General features: G+C 47.3%; 20 protein-coding genes. 13 read left to right on the top strand and 7 right to left on the bottom strand.

What is annotated here, in order from left to right; genetic code table 11:
* Nucleotides 1-10: 10 nt before the first annotated feature.
* The 11 genes from KVT36_RS27020 to KVT36_RS26970 all read left to right on the top strand — a co-directional run bounded on the left by KVT36_RS27020 (nucleotide 11) and on the right by KVT36_RS26970 (nucleotide 9586).
* Nucleotides 11-850, top strand: a complete 840-nt coding sequence (locus KVT36_RS27020; RefSeq protein WP_217606557.1) for a DUF2249 domain-containing protein — start codon at nucleotides 11-13, stop codon at nucleotides 848-850.
* The gene (locus KVT36_RS27015) at nucleotides 843-2123 is read left to right on the top strand and encodes a hypothetical protein (protein WP_217606556.1); all 1281 of its coding nucleotides are present in this window, start codon (nucleotides 843-845) and stop codon (nucleotides 2121-2123) included. The genes KVT36_RS27020 and KVT36_RS27015 overlap by 8 nt, the downstream gene beginning before the upstream one ends.
* The gene (locus KVT36_RS27010) at nucleotides 2104-2430 is read left to right on the top strand and encodes a metal-sulfur cluster assembly factor (RefSeq protein ID WP_217606555.1); all 327 of its coding nucleotides are present in this window, start codon (nucleotides 2104-2106) and stop codon (nucleotides 2428-2430) included. Before KVT36_RS27015 ends, KVT36_RS27010 begins: the two co-directional genes overlap by 20 nt.
* Nucleotides 2431-2604: 174 nt before the next feature.
* Nucleotides 2605-3054 carry an Hsp20/alpha crystallin family protein gene (locus KVT36_RS27005; protein ID WP_217606554.1) on the top strand — a complete coding sequence of 150 codons (450 nt, stop codon included), beginning with the start codon at nucleotides 2605-2607 and terminating at the stop codon, nucleotides 3052-3054.
* Between the two features lie 12 nt (nucleotides 3055-3066).
* Nucleotides 3067-3357, top strand: coding sequence for a hypothetical protein (locus tag KVT36_RS27000; protein ID WP_217606553.1), 291 nt, complete (start codon nucleotides 3067-3069; stop codon nucleotides 3355-3357).
* 228 nt (nucleotides 3358-3585) lie between these two features.
* Entirely contained in the window at nucleotides 3586-4638 is a 1053-nt protein-coding gene (locus tag KVT36_RS26995) for an alpha/beta fold hydrolase (RefSeq protein WP_217606552.1), read from the top strand.
* Between the two features lie 21 nt (nucleotides 4639-4659).
* On the top strand, nucleotides 4660-6009 hold the full coding sequence (locus KVT36_RS26990; RefSeq protein WP_217606551.1) for a heme-binding domain-containing protein: 1350 nt from the start codon (nucleotides 4660-4662) through the stop codon (nucleotides 6007-6009).
* A 150-nt stretch (nucleotides 6010-6159) separates the two neighbouring features.
* A complete protein-coding gene (locus KVT36_RS26985; protein WP_217606550.1) occupies nucleotides 6160-7074 on the top strand; it encodes a sensor histidine kinase in 915 nt (304 codons plus the stop codon).
* Nucleotides 7055-7816 carry a LytTR family DNA-binding domain-containing protein gene (locus KVT36_RS26980; protein WP_217606549.1) on the top strand — a complete coding sequence of 254 codons (762 nt, stop codon included), beginning with the start codon at nucleotides 7055-7057 and terminating at the stop codon, nucleotides 7814-7816. Before KVT36_RS26985 ends, KVT36_RS26980 begins: the two co-directional genes overlap by 20 nt.
* 123 nt (nucleotides 7817-7939) lie before the next feature.
* Nucleotides 7940-8707 carry a thioredoxin family protein gene (locus KVT36_RS26975; protein ID WP_217606548.1) on the top strand — a complete coding sequence of 256 codons (768 nt, stop codon included), beginning with the start codon at nucleotides 7940-7942 and terminating at the stop codon, nucleotides 8705-8707.
* Nucleotides 8708-8839: 132 nt separating this feature from the next.
* Nucleotides 8840-9586, top strand: coding sequence for an alpha/beta hydrolase (locus KVT36_RS26970; protein WP_254640224.1), 747 nt, complete (start codon nucleotides 8840-8842; stop codon nucleotides 9584-9586).
* Between the two features lie 148 nt (nucleotides 9587-9734).
* Here the strand turns inward: KVT36_RS26970 and KVT36_RS26965 are convergent, their stop codons facing one another.
* Nucleotides 9735-10145, bottom strand: coding sequence for a DoxX family protein (locus tag KVT36_RS26965; protein ID WP_217606546.1), 411 nt, complete (start codon nucleotides 10143-10145; stop codon nucleotides 9735-9737).
* A 245-nt stretch (nucleotides 10146-10390) separates the two neighbouring features.
* Here KVT36_RS26965 and KVT36_RS26960 point away from each other — a divergent pair, with 245 nt between their 5' ends.
* Nucleotides 10391-12028, top strand: coding sequence for a S41 family peptidase (locus tag KVT36_RS26960; protein ID WP_217606545.1), 1638 nt, complete (start codon nucleotides 10391-10393; stop codon nucleotides 12026-12028).
* An 81-nt stretch (nucleotides 12029-12109) separates the two neighbouring features.
* Here the strand turns inward: KVT36_RS26960 and KVT36_RS26955 are convergent, their stop codons facing one another.
* The 6 genes from KVT36_RS26955 to KVT36_RS26930 all read right to left on the bottom strand — a co-directional run bounded on the left by KVT36_RS26955 (nucleotide 12110) and on the right by KVT36_RS26930 (nucleotide 18262).
* On the bottom strand, nucleotides 12110-13036 hold the full coding sequence (locus KVT36_RS26955; protein WP_217606544.1) for an AraC family transcriptional regulator: 927 nt from the start codon (nucleotides 13034-13036) through the stop codon (nucleotides 12110-12112).
* Between the two features lie 13 nt (nucleotides 13037-13049).
* Nucleotides 13050-13970: an NAD(P)H-binding protein gene (locus tag KVT36_RS26950; protein ID WP_217606543.1), complete on the bottom strand. Its 921-nt coding sequence runs from the start codon at nucleotides 13968-13970 to the stop codon at nucleotides 13050-13052.
* Nucleotides 13971-13975: 5 nt separating this feature from the next.
* Nucleotides 13976-14866 carry an SDR family oxidoreductase gene (locus KVT36_RS26945; RefSeq protein WP_217606542.1) on the bottom strand — a complete coding sequence of 297 codons (891 nt, stop codon included), beginning with the start codon at nucleotides 14864-14866 and terminating at the stop codon, nucleotides 13976-13978.
* A 372-nt stretch (nucleotides 14867-15238) separates the two neighbouring features.
* Nucleotides 15239-16141 (bottom strand): NAD(P)-dependent alcohol dehydrogenase, encoded by a 903-nt coding sequence (locus KVT36_RS26940; RefSeq protein ID WP_217606541.1) that lies wholly within the window; start codon nucleotides 16139-16141, stop codon nucleotides 15239-15241.
* Nucleotides 16138-17202 (bottom strand): alkene reductase, encoded by a 1065-nt coding sequence (locus tag KVT36_RS26935; RefSeq protein ID WP_217606540.1) that lies wholly within the window; start codon nucleotides 17200-17202, stop codon nucleotides 16138-16140. Before KVT36_RS26935 ends, KVT36_RS26940 begins: the two co-directional genes overlap by 4 nt.
* Nucleotides 17203-17281: 79 nt before the next feature.
* Nucleotides 17282-18262, bottom strand: coding sequence for an AraC family transcriptional regulator (locus tag KVT36_RS26930; RefSeq protein WP_217606539.1), 981 nt, complete (start codon nucleotides 18260-18262; stop codon nucleotides 17282-17284).
* A gap of 140 nt (nucleotides 18263-18402) precedes the next feature.
* Here KVT36_RS26930 and KVT36_RS26925 point away from each other — a divergent pair, with 140 nt between their 5' ends.
* The gene (locus KVT36_RS26925; RefSeq protein ID WP_217606538.1) at nucleotides 18403-18810 is read left to right on the top strand and encodes a VOC family protein; all 408 of its coding nucleotides are present in this window, start codon (nucleotides 18403-18405) and stop codon (nucleotides 18808-18810) included.
* The last annotated feature ends 16 nt before the right edge of the window (nucleotides 18811-18826 follow it).

Genomic DNA, 18826 nt, shown 5'->3' with positions numbered 1-18826 from the left:
TCTGAAGATCATGTTCACCATTAATCAGCACTCGAAGATCGCCGCTATTATCAGGGCAAATAAAGACAGCATTCCCGCCATCGCTTCCCTGGCAAGGCCGCTTGAAAAATTGAAAAACCCGTTATTGCGGAAATTACTGGCAGCAAGGGTTACCGTTGCAGAAGCGGCAAAAATAGGCGGATGCACTTTGCAGGATTTTGCAGATGCGCTGGCGCCCCTGGGTTTTATATTTGAATTTACAGGGCCCGCGGAACATGAAGCGGAGGTGCAAAAACCGGCCTGGCTGCAACACATCCCTGAAGCAGCTATAAAGAGTTTTGATGTGAGGCCCATACTCACCACTGGCAATGATCCTCTGAAAGCAATATTGCAGCAGTACAGTGAGCTGGAAGGCGGCAGCATACTGCGCATTGTTAATTCATTCATCCCTTATCCGCTTATAAAGTTACTGGAAAAGAAAAAAGCGCTGTGTTTCACTACAGCTGTAAGTGCGGCAGAGTATCATACCTGGTTTTTAAAACCAGCAGAGGAAAACGCGCTGCAAACAGCTGCTGAAGGAAACGTGTTTGTTGAAACGGAGCAGTCGTTTGCGGCGGTTTGCGGTAATTTTTCAGGAGATCAGCTATCGGAAATTGATGTACGCCAGCTGGAAATGCCTGGCCCCATGCAAAGGATCCTGCAGTACCTGGAACAGCAGCAGGATGGGCAGGCTTTGTATGTATACCACAAAAGAGTGCCGGTATACCTGCTGGAGGAGCTGGCAGACAAAGCCTGGCATGTGCATATCCTTACGTATTCGGCAACAGATACCCGGTTGCTGATCTTTAAAAACTTCCCGGTCAATGGCTGATATTAGTATAGAAAAGGCGCCGCAGAACATAGCCGTGATCCCCTTTTACGGGACAGGCGCTTTTTTCTTTCTCCTGCTTACGGTCCTGCTCTTTCTTTCTGCTGATGACCTCCGGGGATTTTATTTCACGCCTCATTTACTGGCCATCGTACATACGGCAGCGTTAGGCTGGGGAAGTATGGTAATATTTGGCGCCGCTTATCAGCTGCTGCCGGTTATATGTGAAAGAGAGCTGTTCAGCGTACGCCTTGCCTTTATTTCGTATATACTTCTTTTCCTGGGTGTTAGCTGGCTGGTAGCGGCATTCTGGTACTTTATACCCGGCGGGCTGATGATCACAGGAGGTACATTGGTTTTCAGCGCTGCGGTATGTTACCTGGTGGATCTTGGTTTAACGGCCGGCGCCTGCAAAAAATATACGGTCATAAAGGGTTTTATCTTCAGCTCGGCAATCTGGCTGGTAATAACCACAGGCGTAGGTTTGCTGCTGGCTATTAACCTTCGTTATCCATTTATAACAGGGGATCATCTTAATATTTTAAAGCTGCATGCGCACGCAGGGCTGGCAGGATGGTTCCTGCAGCTGATAACAGGGGTAAGCGCCAAAATGGTTCCCATGTTCCTGCTGGGTAAATCAAAAAAAGAAAAGCTGCTGCAAAGCGCTTTCCTGTTGCAGAATGCAGGACTGGTACTCTTTGAGGCAGATGCCTTTTTTGCAGGTATAACAGCAAGGGTACTTTTATATGCATTGCTGCTGGCAGCAGGGGTAGGGTGCTGGCTGCTTTATTTATATGATGCGTACCGCCACAGGATGAAAAAAGTGATAGATACGGGGATGAAACATACAATGTTTTCATTCATAGGGCTGCTGGCCGCATTGCTGCTTATCCCGGTCATTTATTACAGCACAGCTCCCAAATGGAGTATCCTGTACGGAACATTACTGTTCCTGGGATGGATCAGCGGTATCATATTGGGCAAAACATTCAAAACATTGCCATTTATTATATGGAATGAGCATTACAGGAAATTGAACGGGAAGGTGAAGATTCCCATGCCTAAACATCTCTATGCTGAAGGGCTGCTGAAATACCAGTTCAGCGCTTATATCATTGCTTTGTTATTGCTGGTAGCAGGGATCCTCACCGGCAGCCTGCCTGTCATCAGGGTTGCCCTGCTTGTTTTTATAGGGGTGGCATGTTGTTATTGCCTGAACGTAGCAAAAGTTTTAATGCATAAAACTAAAACAGCAGATGGAAATATCAGTAAATGAGCCGTTCTATAATGAAAAGCTAAAAGCGTTATCTGCTTTGTACAGCGTAATGGATCCTGAACTGATGGTAAATATTGTTGACCTTGGATTGGTGTATGGCCTGCGCTTTGAAGAAGAAGGCGTGCTGCTGGTAACCATGACGCTTTCAACACCTCACTGCCCGCTTGGGGAGGCTATAACAACCGGCGTAAAAAATGCATTATCCCAGGTATTCCCCGAAAGAACGGTACAGGTAGAAATTGTATGGGAGCCCGCCTGGGATCCGGAAATGCTCACTGCTGAAGGCCGCTGGCAGCTGGGCAGGTAGTTATGCCTGCCCTGACTGACAAAAATTTCAGCTCCGCAGAAAAAATGACAGGATTGCTGAAAAAAGATCAGCCTCTGAGCGCCTGGCATTCCGGTTGCAAAGAACAAAATTGAAAGGTTGGCCAACCAATATTTAAAAACATTTATTGTTCACTTATTTAAAAGGAGGTTAACTATGTCACTGATCAAAAGGAACGGGAACACATTCCCTGCATTCCCTGCGCTGTTCGACGACTTTTTTGGCCGCGAACTTTTTAACTGGGGAAACAATAACTTCTCATCTACCAGCACCACCGTACCGGCCGTGAATATTAACGAAACTGCAGACGCTTTCGAAGTGGAAGTAGCCGCGCCCGGTATGGAGAAAAAAGACTTTAGCATTACGCTGGATGGGAACCTGCTCACCATTTCTTCCACAAAAGAGCAGCAGGAGGAAAAGAAAGAAAAGAACTATACAAGGCGGGAATTCAGCTACCAGTCTTTCCAGCGCAGTTTTGAGCTGGCAAAAGATGTGGTGGACGAAGACAAGATCAACGCCCGCTACGAGAACGGATTATTACACCTTACTATTCCAAAAAAAGAAGAAGCAAAACAAAAAGGACCACGCACTATCCAGGTAGCGTAAAAAAGTATTCATATGACCTCAGCCAGCTATGAAATCATCATGAATATGCGGGTGCCGGAAGGTTATATTGAAACAGGCAGGTTCTTTATTGGTCCTGATAAAGAAGCGGCCTGCGAAATGTTTGCCCGGTTGCAGGGGAAGCCCGCTCTCACCAGTAGTGCTATGCTGCGAATGGATCTTGTAGAGCAGCAGGAGGGTATTGCCACCGTGATACAAGCCCTGGGCTGTACCCTGTGTGAAGTGTCGGAGAATATGAAAACGATCCTGAGGGAAACATTCAAAATGCTCAATCTTGAGCCTTAAGAACCTGGAAACAAAATGGATAAAAGCTGTCTGTATAAGGCAGCTTTTTTTATGCCCGCGCTGTTTTCCCCGTATCAAACACCCCCAGTGGATCCGCCTGAGAAAATGCCCGGTTGAGGGGTTGTTCTGTCTAACTCGCCATAAAATCAGTTCTCATAGCCCAGGCCAGCAGCTACTTTTGTTAAACCTGAGGCACACAAAAACGATCAATTAAAATCTGAGAACATTATGGCATCTGAAAAAAATTTTAACCGCCGCCGCTTTTTAAGCATGGCCGCTTTAACCTTCACCGCAGCAAAGCTCGCCCCCTTAAATGTACTGGCCTCCACCGGAAGTGGGCACAGGGATCATTATAAAAGCACAAACCAATCTCAAGCCGTTTTTACTGAAATTAAGCAGGTGAAGGCCGGGCTGCTGGATGTTGGTTATGCCGAAACCGGCCCTGCAAACGGCCAACCCGTAATACTCCTGCATGGCTGGCCTTACGATATTAATAGTTACGCAGAAGTAGCGGCATTACTGGCAGCAAAAGGTTACCGGGTCATCGTACCTCATTTGCGGGGCCACGGCAGCACGCAATTCCTGTCAGCACAAACCTTCAGGAATGGCCAGCAGGCAGCAGTGGCACTGGATATTATTGCGCTTATGGACGCGCTCAATATTAAAAAAGCCATTATAGGTGGTTTTGACTGGGGCGCAAGAACCGCCAATATTATTGCAGCATTATGGCCCGAACGCTGTAAAGCAATGGTTTCTGTGAATGGTTATCTCATCAACAACCTGGAGCGGAACAAACAACCGCTGCCGCCAAAAGCAGAATGGGGTTGGTGGTACCAATACTACTTTGCCACGGATCGTGGGCAGCTGGGTTATACCGCCAATTGGCACGACTTCAATAAACTGATCTGGAAAAATGTTTCTCCGAAATGGGACTTTGATGATGCAACGTATGAACGTTCTGCCGCCTCTTTCAAAAACCCCGATTATGTTGCAATTGTTATTCATAACTACCGCTGGCGGCTGAACGCAGCGCCGGGCGAAGCACAATATGACCTGCTTGAAAAGCGGTTGGCCGCAGCACCGGTTATTACTGTTCCGTCAGTTACTTTGGATGGTGATTCAGATGGCGTGGTGCCTGCCAGCGATGGTTCGGCCTTTGCCAAAATGTTCACCGGCAAACATACGCACCACATTATCAAAGGAGCCGGCCATAACCTTCCGCAGGAAGCGCCCCGGGCATTTGCCGATGCGGTCATGGAAGCAGACAGTTACGCAAAATAATACCTGGAAAAAAAACAGATCATGAAGTTTACACGAAATACAAAAAGACTGGCCCTGGGAATAACAATCTTTGTATTGTTTGTAACCGGCATGCAATTCATTCAGCCGCCCGTTCAAAATCCGCCGGTAAATACGCCTCTGGCCGCACCTGGCGAAGTAGTGGAAATACTCCAGCGCGCCTGTTACGATTGCCACTCCAATCAAACTAAGCTAAGCTGGTATGATAAAGTAGCCCCGGTTTCATGGCTTGTTTCAGCGGATGTTAAGGAAGCCCGGTCACGCTTTAATTTTTCCACCTGGGACACACTCAGCCCTGCCGACCAACAAGGCAGGGTATGGGAAATGGTCAATATGGTACTGACGAAAAAAATGCCTTTAAGTACTTATGCAGCCATCCATCCCCGGTCTAAGCTCTCTGAAAAGGACATCGCTGTGTTGAAAAAATATGCAAATGACCTGAGCCCCGCGAATTATCATGATACCGCCATCATTAGCGAAGCAGACAAGGAATTTAAAAAGTTCCGGGAGATACCGGTCCCCACGGAAGCATTGCCGGTGGCCGCCAATGGTGTAAAATACATTCCCAACTACCAGGATTGGCAGGTGATCAGCACTACCAACCGGTTCGATAATCACAGCATACGGGTGGTATACGGTAATGCCATTGCCGCAAAAGCCATTAAGGACAAGCAGATCAGCCCTTTCCCCGATGGCAGCACCATTGTGAAAGTAGTTTGGAACAGCATTGAAGAAAAAAACGGAGATATTAAACCCGGTTCTTTGAACAGTGTGCAGATCATGACCAAAGACGGCAAAAAGTTCCCGGACAGTAAAGGCTGGGGATTCGCAAAATTCAACGGTATAGGGCTTAAGCCATATGGCAGAACACCCCTGTTCAATACCACCTGTTTCAATTGCCATAAAATTGCCGGTGCAAATGATTATGTGTTCAACCTCCCCCTGGAACAACCGGTGCCGGGTAAAACACCCGCCCGCGCAATGTTTGATGCCGGCAGCCTGCAGGTCATTACCTCGTTTGCAAACAGGAAACAGCAAACCATGTCTGTTTTATATGGGAATGCGGCCGCTAAAAAAAGCGCGTTGTCCGCATATAACACACACATCCCCGGCGAAGTATTTAAGCTGGTGGTGTATAAGCAGGCAGATAATAAATACTGGTACGGCAGTTACATAAATGGTGCAGTTGAAAGCGTTGAAACGGTTGCAGGTACGCAATCCGCAGCAGCGGCAGCTCCCTTAACCTACCAGCTGGATCAGGGGACTGCGCCCAGGGATAGCGCAGGTTATAAAATGAGCGCAGCTAACAGGATGGCCTATATATTTTCCCACAGGCCCTCTGTTTTCCCATGATCCCTTTCCGTGCGAATGCAAAAAGTATTAATAACTTTGTGAATAGTGAAAAGATCAGGTCTTAATATATCTCATGTTACTATTTGGATCAGCTCAATTTTTCTTGGGCTGTTGTCCTCTGTGCCACAAATTGCCGAACGTCATTTTAATATGGCAGAAGCAGCCGTTAATGCAGGTTTAACAGCCACCTTCGCCCTGCTGATGTGGTACTTCAACATCTTTATGATGTCGCGCCGGCCCAATAAAGCCCGGAAGCAAAGCATCTCGTATTCAAAACTTTTGAGCAGCCTGTTATTTGGCCTGGTGGTGATGCTGGGGCTTGCCTGGATCCAGCAGCTGATCCTGGCCCATATCAATTTTGGCCCGGTAATGCTGATGGTGGAAGTGCGGGGTATTCTGATCAACCTGGTATTTTATATGTTCCTGCACCTGCTGCAGCAGAATTATGAGAACCAGCACGTGAGCATGGAGCTGGAGCGCATCAAGAACGATCATCTCAGCGCCCAGTATGAGCTGCTGAAACAGCAGGTAAACCCTCACTTCCTGTTTAACAGCCTGAATACCTTAAAAGCAATGGTGGAAAGCGGCGACCAGGAATCGGTGGACTTTATTCTCAAGCTCTCTAATTTTTACCGTTTCACATTGGAAAGCCGCAAGCTGGATCTGATCCATGTGCATGAAGAGATGGATATACTTAACGCTTACCTCTTTCTTCAAAAGGCGCGGTTCGATGGCGGCTTCACTTTTGAAAGTACGCTTAGCAAACAGGCGATGGGTACGCTTATTCCTCCCTTCACACTGCAGCTGCTGGTTGAAAATTGTATCAAACATAATATTGTTTCCCTGGAAAAACCGCTGCACATCAGGATCTACGAAGAGCAGGACAAGATCGTTGTTGAAAACCAGATCCAGCAGAAAAAGGGGGAGGATAATTCATTGGGTGTAGGATTGAAAAATATAGACCTGCGCTATAGCCATTTGCTTGACAGGCACATTGAGATTATCGACGATCAAAAGGTTTTCCGGATCAAACTTCCGTTTATTTATGAACATCATCATCATTGAAGACGAGCTGAAAACAGCTAAGTCACTTGAGAATATTATACTGGGACTGAAGCCGGATGCTAAAATAGCCGGCCAGTACCAAAGCGTGGAAAGCTCCGTGAAGGCGCTGTCAGAAGGCCCCATGCCTGACCTGATCTTTATGGATATTCAGCTGGCCGATGGCCTTTGCTTTGAGATCTTCAAATTGGTGAAGGTCACCTGCCCGGTGGTATTCTGTACGGCTTACGACGAATATTCCCTGGAGGCGTTTAAAAATAACGGCGTTGATTATGTGCTGAAACCCTTTTCCAAACAGGATATCCAGGAAGCCCTGAAAAAGGTGGATGAGCTAAAGAACTTCTTTCAGCAAAAGACCCTGCCGGACCTGGGTGATCTGCTCTCAAAGCTGGCTGCCCCTAGCGGGAAAAGCAGCTTTCTTATTTTTCAGAACCAGAAGTACAAAACGGTGAACGTTGAAGATATTGCCTTCTTCTATGTACGGCATGATGCTACCTGGATCATGTGCTTCGATAAGCAGCAGTATACCATTAACCAGTCTCTTGACCAGGTAACAAATGCGGTTTCTGCCAGGCAGTTCTTCCGCCTCAACCGGCAGTACCTCATTAATTTTAAGGCCATCAAAGAAGTGGAGCCTTATTTTCTGCGTAAGCTGTATGTTAAGCTGATTATTGAAACGCCGGATAAGCTCCTTGTAAATAAAGAAAAGTCCCATAGCTTCCTGACCTGGATGGAGGAACGTTAAGTACGTAAAATGTTCCCGCTCTGTTATTCCGGGTTGGGGGCTGGATATGTCTAACCGGAGGCTTTTTCACTTACTGAAGGCGCAAATGAGTGATACTTTTGAGTTAAATAAAATTCAAAAGATATGAAATCAGTAAAGTTGTCGATATGCACCGCAATGGTGTGCACGCTATTAACCGCGGTAGCCTTTACCAGGAGTACCGCTTCAAAGAAACAGGATGATGCCGCCAAAGGCAATGGCTTTGCCGTGCTGGAGCTGTTTACTTCAGAAGGATGTTCCAGCTGCCCGCCCGCTGAAGAACTTTTAGCCCGGATCCAAAAAGAAGCCGGCAATAAACCCATCTATCTCTTAGCTTATCACGTGGATTATTGGGACCGTCTTGGCTGGAAAGATATCTTCAGCAACCCTCAATTCTCAAAGCGACAATATCAATACAGCCAGCAGCTGCCTGCCCAGGTATATACCCCCCAGCTGGTTGTTAATGGCAGCTCAGAGTACATAGGATCAGACGAAAGAGCAGTAAGCAATGCTATAAAAGCTGCGCTGAACGGCGCTAGCGGCGTATCCCTGAACATAACAGGCCAGCTGCAGCCCGGGAAGCTGAACCTCAATTACCAGGTTACAGGCAACACCGGCAAAAGCCAGCTGCTGGTAGCCGTGGTACAAAAGCAGGCTGTGAGTGAAGTGAAAAGAGGGGAGAACAAGGGGCGCACGCTTTCCCATGTGCAAATTGTGCGGGACCTTCATGTATTTAATATAAAACCCGGCCACCAGGGCGCTGAACAAATTAGCCTGCCTGCCGGCTTTAATAAAGAAGAATGGGAATGCATCAGCATGATACAAAACCCGGGAACAGGAGCAATCGAAGCAGCCACACGGGTTGCTATATAACTACCCCATTCATACTACGGGTAAGCAGCGCAGGAACACTGCTTACCCTGCCAATCATCTTCATTTCTTAGATACAAAATCAATAATTCAATGACAACGAGAAACATTTTGAACAACCTTAAAAAGGTTGTAATGGCTACTGTATTAGTAATGGCGCAGCTTTTAACCGGTTTCAAAAGCGGGAATGCGCAAAACAAACCTGTTAAGAACATTGTACTGGTGCACGGCGCATTTGCTGATGGTTCCGGATGGAAGCAGGTATATGATATCTTAACGAAAAAAGGATACCATGTAAGCATTGTGCAAAATCCTTTAACCTCGCTTAAAGATGATGTGAATGCTGCTAACAGTGTGATCGGCGCTCAGGATGGCCCTGTGATCCTGGTTGGGCATTCCTGGGGCGGTGCAGTAATTACAGCAGCTGGCGTAAATCCTAAAGTAGCCGGTTTAGTATATGTTGCCGCCTTTGCGCCGGACCAGGGTGAAACTGCCGGTAAATGGGTTTCAGCTGCTCCACAGGCCCCGGAGGCAGGTTTTACCAAACCGGATCAATTCGGGTTTGTATACTTTGATCCTGCAAAATTCCACGGCGGTTTTGCCGGTGATCTCAGCAAAGCCCAAAGCGATTTTCTCTGCGCTTCGCAGGTGCCTATCATCGGCCATTGCTTTGAAGAGCCGGTTGAGCAGGCCGCCTGGAAAACCAAGCCAAGTTATGGTATTGTTGCTACGGAAGATAAGGCGCTGGATCCCGGAACAGAACGTACTATGTACAAACGGGCCAATGCAAAGATCACGGAGATAAAGGGCAGCCATGTTATTTTTATTTCACAGCCGGAAGCAGTAGTCAGGGTAATTATGGCCGCAGCTGAGAATAAATAGGATCGCTTAGCCAGGAACTTTTCCGGAAGCGTTTACGCAGATCCTGCGTAAACGCTTTTTTGTTTTAAAGCACCTCAGGCACAAAAACAGCAGGCCATCTCAATTATTGAGACGGCCTGCTGCATTTAATGAAAGATGTTAAAGAATTTTATAATTCAGGATCGGGATACCGCGAAAACTGCATATTTAAACCGGGGTACACTTTTCTAAACATGGTATAAGTTACGGTTACCATAATAAATGCAATAATGGCGTCAAGGGTAGCCGGCAGGCCAAGTACACTCAGTTTGGAAGCAAACGCAAAAAGGATATCGAAAAATATTCCTGCAAACACCCATTCTTTTAACCTGAGCAGCTTGCCTGGAATTAAAAGCACGGCTACTCCGGATAGTTTGGCAATACCAAGTGTATAAATGAAATGCGGTGGGTATCCTAATTGCTGTGTGATGCCCCATACAATCGGGTTGCCGGTGATCTCAAAAAAGCCGCTTGCTCCAAACCACATAGAGGTTAACGCGGTTCCTGCCCAGTAGATTATTGTAGCTGTTTTCTGTGTCATAAGTTTATTGTTTTATTTGGTTAATGACACAAAATTGCGGCAGGGCCGTTGAACATGCCAGGCAATTCAATCTGAAGTGGACAATTTGAAATGCTGGTTAGACAATACAGGATGTAAGCATCCCCGTATCCATCAAAGACCTAGTGTATATTAGATCCTACATTTTTTCCTTAAATTACAAACCTGGAAAATTGAAGTGTGAGATCATTATACATTTTTTAAAGCCCAACTTTGTTATTATTCCCATGAATAGATCAACATTACTGCTGCTCCTGTTTTCTTTATTCACAACCCCCTGTTTTGCTCAAAGCCATGAAGAACTTGCCCAAAAGGCGCAGGACGCTTATAACAGGAAGGACTATGCGAACAGCGCAAACCTTTACAGTGAGGCCATTAAAAAAGGCGGCCTTGATGCAAACAATTATTACAATGCTGCATGCTCCTATGCGCTTGCAGGGGATAAGGAGAATGCTTTTAAGTTCCTGGACCAGGCTATCAGGTACGGTTATGTGAATACGGCCCATTTGCAAAAAGATACAGACCTGGATCCGCTGCATGCAGATCAGCGCTGGCCGCAGATGGTGGCAAATAGTGAATCCACGGGTAAGAGGATTAAAAAGTTCTGGGATGGCCCTGCATTAAAAACCCCCTATAAGCCGGATCTGACGGCAGAGGAAAAGATCGCAGGCCTGTCTAAGTTATGGTCGGAGGCAAAGTTCAGCTTTGTTAATTTTGAACTGGTGCCGCAGCTGGACTGGGATTCCCTTTACATGGCTTACCTTCCAAAGGTAACTGCTACAAAAAGCACTGCGGAGTATTATACCCTTTTATCCGCTATGATAGCACAGCTGCATGATAGCCACAGCAATGTGAACGCGCCCGGTGAGCTGAGTAATACTTTATATGCAAGACCTGCTTTCCGTACACGGCTTGTGGAAGATAAAGTAGTGGTGGTAACCATATGGGACAATGAGCTACGGAAACAGGGCCTTAAAGAAGGCGCAGAGCTGCTGGAGATCAATGGTATGCCTGTTAAGGAATATGCTGAAAAATATGTAAGGCCCTATCAAAGCGCTTCTACCCCGCAGGATCTTGATACCCGTACCTATGAGTATACCTTGTTTTGCGGCCCGCTGGATTCTGTGGTGAATACAGTGTTTGCTGATGAAAAAGGAAAGCGTTTTAATTTCCCTGTAAAACGTATCCCCGTAGCAGAAAACGGAAAGTACGCAAGGCCTGCATACCAGCTAACATGGCTGAAAGACAGCATTGCCCTGGTGGCATTAAATACGTTTGCTTCCGATGAAGCAGCCAACGCATTTCTGAAAGATTTTGATATAGTATCCAAAGCATCTGCTATTATTTTTGATGTGCGCAATAATGGAGGCGGCAACAGTGATGTAGGTTATGAGGTGCTGAGATGCCTTACCCGGGATACCCTTGCAACCAGCAGCTGGTATACCCGCGACTACCGCCCGGCCTACAGGGCCTGGGGTAACAATGAGGGAAGGTATGGTTACGGCAGTGGCGGTGTTACGCCTAACGAGAAGTATTGCTACACCAAACCTGTAGTAGTGCTCACAAGCCCCCGGACATTCTCCGCAGCAGAAGATTTTACCGTGGCTTTTGACGCCATGCACCGCGGATTGATTATTGGTGAGCCAACAGGAGGCAGTACCGGGCAGCCCATGTTCTTCTCGCTGCCGGGCGGCGGCAATGCAAGGGTTTGCGCAAAACATGATATGTATCCTGATGGAAAGGAGTTTGTAGGGGTAGGCATTCAGCCAGGTATGCTTGTAAAACCAACGTTGAGTGATCTTAGAAAAGGGAAGGATACGGTGTTGGAAGCAGCGATTGCGGAGCTGGGGAAAAAGAGGAAGTAAAGACCTTTCCCATCGGGAACGGCTATATGGTTTGCAATGCCCAGGCACTGCAAACCATATTTTTACGGTTCAGGCTAACCTTTAATTAAATGAATGCCGGAACTCCAGTGGTGAGAGGTTTGTTTTGGCTTTGAATAGTTTGCTGAATGATTGCAGGTGCTCGAATCCCAATTCGTAAGCGATCTCGCTTATAGAAAGGTTCGTAGTTGAAAGTTTTTCTTTTGCCAGCTCTATTAGCTTGTCGTGCAAATGCTGTTGTGTACTCTGGCCGGTTAAGGATTTAAGCAGGCTGCTCAGGTAACCCGGTGAAATATTTAAAGTTTCGGCGATGAGCGTAACGCTTGGCAGGCCCTTGCTGGCTAATGCTCCGCTGTTGAAATACCCTGATAAAAAATCTTCTAAGCGTGTCAGCAGTTCATGGCTGGTTACCTTCCTGGTAATGAACTGGCGTTGGTAGAACCTTTCCGAATAGGTCAAAAGAAGCTCCAGCTGGGCAATTATAACGTTCTGACTGAAGTGGTCTATGTTCGCATTATACTCCTGTTCTATCTGGCTGGCAATAGCCGTGAGCACGCCCTCCTCCTTATCTGAAAGATAAAGTGCTTCATATACAGAATAGCTGAAGAACTCGTATTGTTTGATGTTTTTTGCCAGCGGCGTATTCCATAAAAAGTCCGGGGGGATCAGGATCATCCAGCCTTCAGGCCGTTTTGCCTCACTTATATTCACCGGCAGATCAATACCGAATAGCTGACCTGGCGACATGAAGAACAATACACCTTCATCGAAATCACTTGCCTGCTGTCCATACTTATACCTGGTATGATGTGCCTTTTTTAGTGAGATCGAATAAAAGTCGAAGATCATGCTGAAAGGAATTTGGGCGATGGGTACATGAACATCGTCCATATGAACAACGCTGATCAAAGGGTGCGCAGGATTGGGCAAACCTGCGGCCCGGTGATATTCTGTTATCGTGTTGAAACGAAAAAGTTGAGGACTGTTCATCGGCATAAAATTACTACTTATAATCTTTCGCAAATTCATTGGCAAAATCGGTCAGCTTGATCTTACCCATTTGGGGTTTGTTCCGGTGAAAGTTCTCCAAAGCTTTACCGCTATGCATAGCAGCCTGCATTTCCACAAGCGTACCGGCCAGTTTTTCCGGCACTTTGGCCATCTTCAAACCTTGCAGCATTTCCTTGTCTGACAGCAGCACCCATTTCAGCCATGGTTTACCTACAGCAGTGCCTATGATCTTTGCCGCCTCGTTACAGGTCATTTCCTCGCTGCCCACATAACGGATCATTTTCTTTTCAGGATGTAATAACAATTCCTCCGCAACAGCATCCGCAATATCTTTTGGTGATACGAAAACAATCCGGTCCTCTCCGCCATAATTTCCCATCAGCAGGCCGGTTTTCCCGGTGATCAAAGCCCAAAGCCCCAGATACCGCAGTGTTAGGAACTTGCCTATCAGGCCTTTTCCTTTGATCAGGTCCATGGACTGATAGAAATTGGTATAAAAAACAGCCGGGCGCATGATCGTAAGAGAGGTTTTCAGATCATCAAAAACATCCTCTACATTTTCACCCTGGGTCAGGTCAGCTGCCCAGCCGCTCAGCAACACTACACGTTTGGTACCCGCCTGTTTTAGAGCCTGTACATAGTTCTGTGCCATCCGGCGTAAATAACCGCCCAGGTCAGGCTCTGTAAAACTCAGGGGTATCATGGCGTAAAGGGCATCCGCATCTTTGAGCGTGTCCGTTAAAAATTTAACATCGGAGATTGAGCCGATAGCAGGTGTGGCTCCCAGGGCTTCAATAGCCGCCTTTTTTTTCTGATCACTGCTAACCACTGTTACATGATGTCCCTGGGCAACCAGCGTTTCTGCCAATGGTTTACTGATGTTCCCTAAGGAACCGGTTACAATAACTTTCATCGCTTTTATTTGGTATAAATGCCATTATCAATATCAGAAAGCAGCGTTGAGTGCGTAGGGCGCCAGCTCAAACGTTCCTGCGTTAATTTACTGGATGCCGGGCAGTCGATCGCAGCCATCTGTGAGAACCAGCCAAAATGTTCGGCGGCGGCTTCAGGTGTTATTGATCTTACCGGGATATCTAGTTGCCTGCCTATTGCTTCAGCGATAGACCTGACCGTGATCGCTTCTTCGGCGGCAGCATGATAGCGGGCGCCCGGTTCAGCATTTTCTAAGGCCAGGCGGAATAAATGGGCAGCATCCAGCCGGTGCACCGCATTCCACTGATTGAGCCCATCGCCGATATAAGCGGAAAAACCTTTTTGCCGGGCAGTATTGATCAGGATCGGGATAAATCCATGTTTATCGTCAACACCATGCACCGACGGTGACAAACGGACGGCCGCCGCACGCACGCCCAACCCGCATACAGTATCAGCTGCTTGCTCAGAAGCACGTGGCCACGCCGGATTTAAAGGGGGAATAATATCTTCCGTAGCCAGTTTCCCCGGGCTAACCAGCGCAGTGCCGGAAGTAACGATAAATGGACGATCAGAACCGGCCAGGACTTCGCCAATAATTTCTATAGCTTTCCTATCTACATCGCAAACCTCCCGGAACCGGGTAAAGTCATGAATAAAGCCGGCATGGATAACGCCATCAGCTCCGGCAGCGCCTGTCCGTAAACTATCCAGGTCTTCCAGATCACCGCGTTGAACCGCCGCACCTGCTTCGGCCAGCTTTTGGGCAGAGGCATCTGAGCGGGCCAGTCCAAGTACCTGGTGGCCGGCGCTTATTAGTTCTTTCACGATGGCTGTGCCAACGAAGCCAGTGGCTCCTGTAACAAATACACGCATAAGTTTTTCTTTTGGTGCTACAAAGCTCACTTACTTGCGTCAAACGCATTTATCCAAATCTGCTTTTGGTTTAGCCGGATCCGTTATTAACAATTCAGAGCACTTAAAAAAACTTTTGGGGTCAGCATGTGGGGGAGGCACCTAACCCAATCATGTTTGATAATTGTAGTAACTTAATAAACCCCATTCTACTTAATCCAAAAACATACATTATGGAAGAAGCACAAATACGTGAAGCCCTGAATGCACATTGGCATGCGTCAGCAGCTGGCGAAGTCAATGGGTTCAGCAGATTGTGTGATGCGGTAATAGGACAAGCCTTTGAATAAAGCTTGTCCCGTTACTTAGACTAATTTTGATTGGCAGGTAGCGCTAATTGATTACGAAAACAGCTTTACCTGGTATGCTCCCTTTCATTACTTCGTCATAGGCTTTCCTGTAGTCACGGAAGTCATAGCGCTTGCTTATGAATAACTGCAAACCGGAGGCTGCCAGCATTTCAAGGTAGGAGGCAGCGGGTTTTAAAACCAGTAGCTTGTAGCGGCCGCCGGAAAACAGTGAACGGATCATTTCCAGTGGGCTTGGCAAGGTGTTTACATAGATCCCATGCTTCTTCAAAATGGTCTTGGCTGCCTTATAAGCCATTTTCCCGGACAGATCGATGACCGCATCGAAGGTTTTTCCAATTGTCAGTACATTTTCCTGTTTGTAGTTTACAACGGCATCGCTGCCCATCCTGGCTGCCATATCAATGGCGGCAGGTCCGGCAACCGCGGTAACAATGGCGCCGGCCTTTTTTGCCAGCTGAATAACAAGCGGCCCAATGCCACCACCTGCACCGTTGATCAGCACCTCCATGCCTGGTTCTATCTTCAGGAGTTTATTGAAGATCTGCAGGGCGGCAGAACCGGCCACCGGAAAGCCTGCCGCTTCTTCGAAAGTGATAGCTTCGGGCTTGTAGGTTATATCCTCCGCTTTTACAGCTACATATTCCGCGAGCGCCCCGCCTTTGAATATGCTGGTCATGCCAAATACTTCGTCGCCTTTATGATATTTTACGTTGCCCTGCTCTACTATGCCTGAGAAGTCGATCCCTACTGATTTTGGAAATTTCCGGCCGCTCATCAGCTTCATATCTCCCTGCCACAGCTTCCAGTCAAGTGGATTGATCGAAACAGCCTTCACTTTCACAATGATGTCTCCTGCAGGCATGGGAGCATCCGTCATTTGCAGTACTTCCGTTCCGCCGAAGCGGTTATACGTTATCTTTTTCATAATACAGAATAGTCTGTGTAGCCCACCGGACCGGGGGTATAGAGGGTGTTATAATCGGGTTGATTCAAAGCGGCCCCTGTTGCAATACGTTTGTCCAGGTCAGGATTAGCAAGGAAAGAGCGGCCAAACGCCACCAGGTCAGCAAAACCGGCATTCAGGGCTGCCTCCGCCGTTTCAGGCGTAAGATTGTTGCAAAGGATGATAGTGCCTTTAAATTCTTCCCGTATAGCGTCAAAAGTTTTTTGAGGAATAATGGCAGACACCCCTATATGCAGATAGGCAATATTGATCTTGTTCAGTTCTGCCGCCAGCAGTGAGTAGGTTTCATGCACCTCTTGTTCATCATAAGGTGTCAGGTCGCCCAGGGTGGAGTATGGCGAAAAACGCACGCCCACCTTGTCAGCTCCAATCGCAGCGGCCATTTCCTCAACAATCCTGATGGCCAGCCTGATCCTGTTCTTTATACTTCCGCCCCAGGCATCAGTGCGGTTATTGACATGCGGGTTCAGGAACTGTTCTACCAGGTATCCGTTGGCGCCATGCAGCTCAACACCGTCAAAGCCCGCTTCCATAGCGTTGCGGGCTGCGCTCACATGCTCGGCTATCACTGCCTCCAATTCTTTGTCCGTTAATGCCGCTGGTTCAGGGTAAGCCTGGTTGCCTGATACATCAGTCCAGATCTCGCCCGCAGCTTTGATAGTGGAAGCACCAACCAGGCGGGCGCCGGCAGGGAGATTGGCCGGGTGACCGATACGCCCGGTGTGCATGAGCTGTACGAAGATCTTACTTCCTCCCGCGTGTGCCGCATCAGTTACGGCTTTCCAGGCGATGGTCTGTTCTTTGGAAAAGATGCCGGGAATTCTCGAATAACCCAGGGCATTGGGTGATGGTGCAGTGCCTTCAGTAATGATCAGACCAGCTCCGTTCCTTTGCGCATAATAGGCTACCATTAATTCATTTGGCAGGTTGTTGATGGCCCGGCTGCGGGTCATGGGTGCCATGACCAGGTGGTTTTTCAGCTGCAAAGAGCCTTTGGTATAAGGCCTCAGTAATTTGTTCATGTTGTTATCGTTTTGATGACAACACAAAATTGCTCCAACCCAAAGGGGTAAAATAGCCGCTTGTGGCTGAAAATTAGTCCTATCCGCCGACGGCGTATTTTTTAGGCTTGACTCCGTGATACTTCTCGAAGAGGCGTCCAAAATGACTGAGATTGGCAAAGCCAAGCTGGTAGCCCGTTTCCGAAACAGATAAACCGCCATGTTTAAGGAGAAAGGCGGCTTCTTCCATCCTGGCCTGCTGATAATAGTTGTATATAGTATCGCCAAATACCTGTTTAAACAGGTCTTTCATCTTTGTTTCACCGAATCCTGCCATCTTTGCCAGCTCCGGCAAGCTGGGTGGTATAGAAAGATCTGAAAGAATGGCTGCCCTGATCAAAGACAGCTTTTCCACATCATCTTTATGAACAGCGCTATGGCGTTGGGTTTCCCGCTTTTGCAGCTTTTCAAATACCAGGTAAAGCAGTTCCTGCACCTTCAGCCGGTGGTAAAAATTACCCAGCTCATTGTCTTCACGGGCATCCGTCAATTGTTTGACGATCTTATGAATTTCAACACTCATGCTTTCATAGAACAGGAATCCAGGTGCTGCATTTAATATGGTTTGTACAACACGGTTAGGATCTTTGATAGCAAGCAGCTCCTTCAGGGCATCTTTCATAATGCCTACTACCACAAAGTAGATATCTGTGTTGGCCGGAAAACGGATCTGTGAGTTAAGGTCTGTTGATGCGATCTGTATGGCAAATGCACTGCTTCGTGAAAGCGGATTGGCCTTTTCCCCTGTATCCACGCTGGCTGTAGCTTCATTACTGTGAAATATTACACTTACAAGGTTGTTGGGCGTGTCGGTTCCTACCCTGTTCAGAATAAAGTCCTGCTTAAGCTTATAACGGTGAACTACGAGTTTGAGTCCGGCAGATAAAGCAATCTTTCTGATACTGCCCGTGCCCATAACAGGCGGAATGGTTAACCGGTCACCTTCTACAGGTACATTGAACTTTTGGGCAAAGCTCGTCAGAAAATCAAACTGCGGGTTGGGTACAAATTCAAAAAACATATATAAATATATAAGAACAGCGGGTAATTATTATAGTATTGGTGCCGGTCCCGGTTGCAGTTATCCGGGCGCTCTCCTGTACTATTTGATACCTTAATAAATTCAAATGGCTAAATTCAACATGAAAATTCAGAAAGGGTATGACTAAAACAGAAATTTCTGGCATTGCACCATTCTTTATCGTTAAGAATGTTCCCACCGCACTAAGGTTTTATCGCGACCGTCTGGGATTCGACATCACATTTCAGGGACCCAGTGAGGATGATATCTTCTTCGGCATCGTCCAACGGGGTGCGGCAATGATCATACTGAAGGACATTGGTGTTGATCCCGTGCCAAACTACACACGGGATGTCAAAAAAGGCATTGCCCGTTGGGACGCTTACCTCCATGTCCTGGAGCCGGATGCCCTTGCGGCAGAATTCTCGTCGCGTAATGTTGAGTTTTTTCAACCGCTCAGGGAGGACGGCGATGATGATTTGTGGGGATTTGAAGTCAAAGACGCTGACGGATATATCTTGTTCTTCGGGCGTCCAAAAGAAGGATAGCTATGTTTGAGGTTAT

The sequence above is a fragment of the Chitinophaga sp. GbtcB8 genome (assembly GCF_019091455.1).
Lineage (GTDB): Bacteria > Bacteroidota > Bacteroidia > Chitinophagales > Chitinophagaceae > Chitinophaga.
Note: the sequence above shows the minus strand (reverse complement) of the source record. Positions and strands in the feature narration are given on the sequence as shown.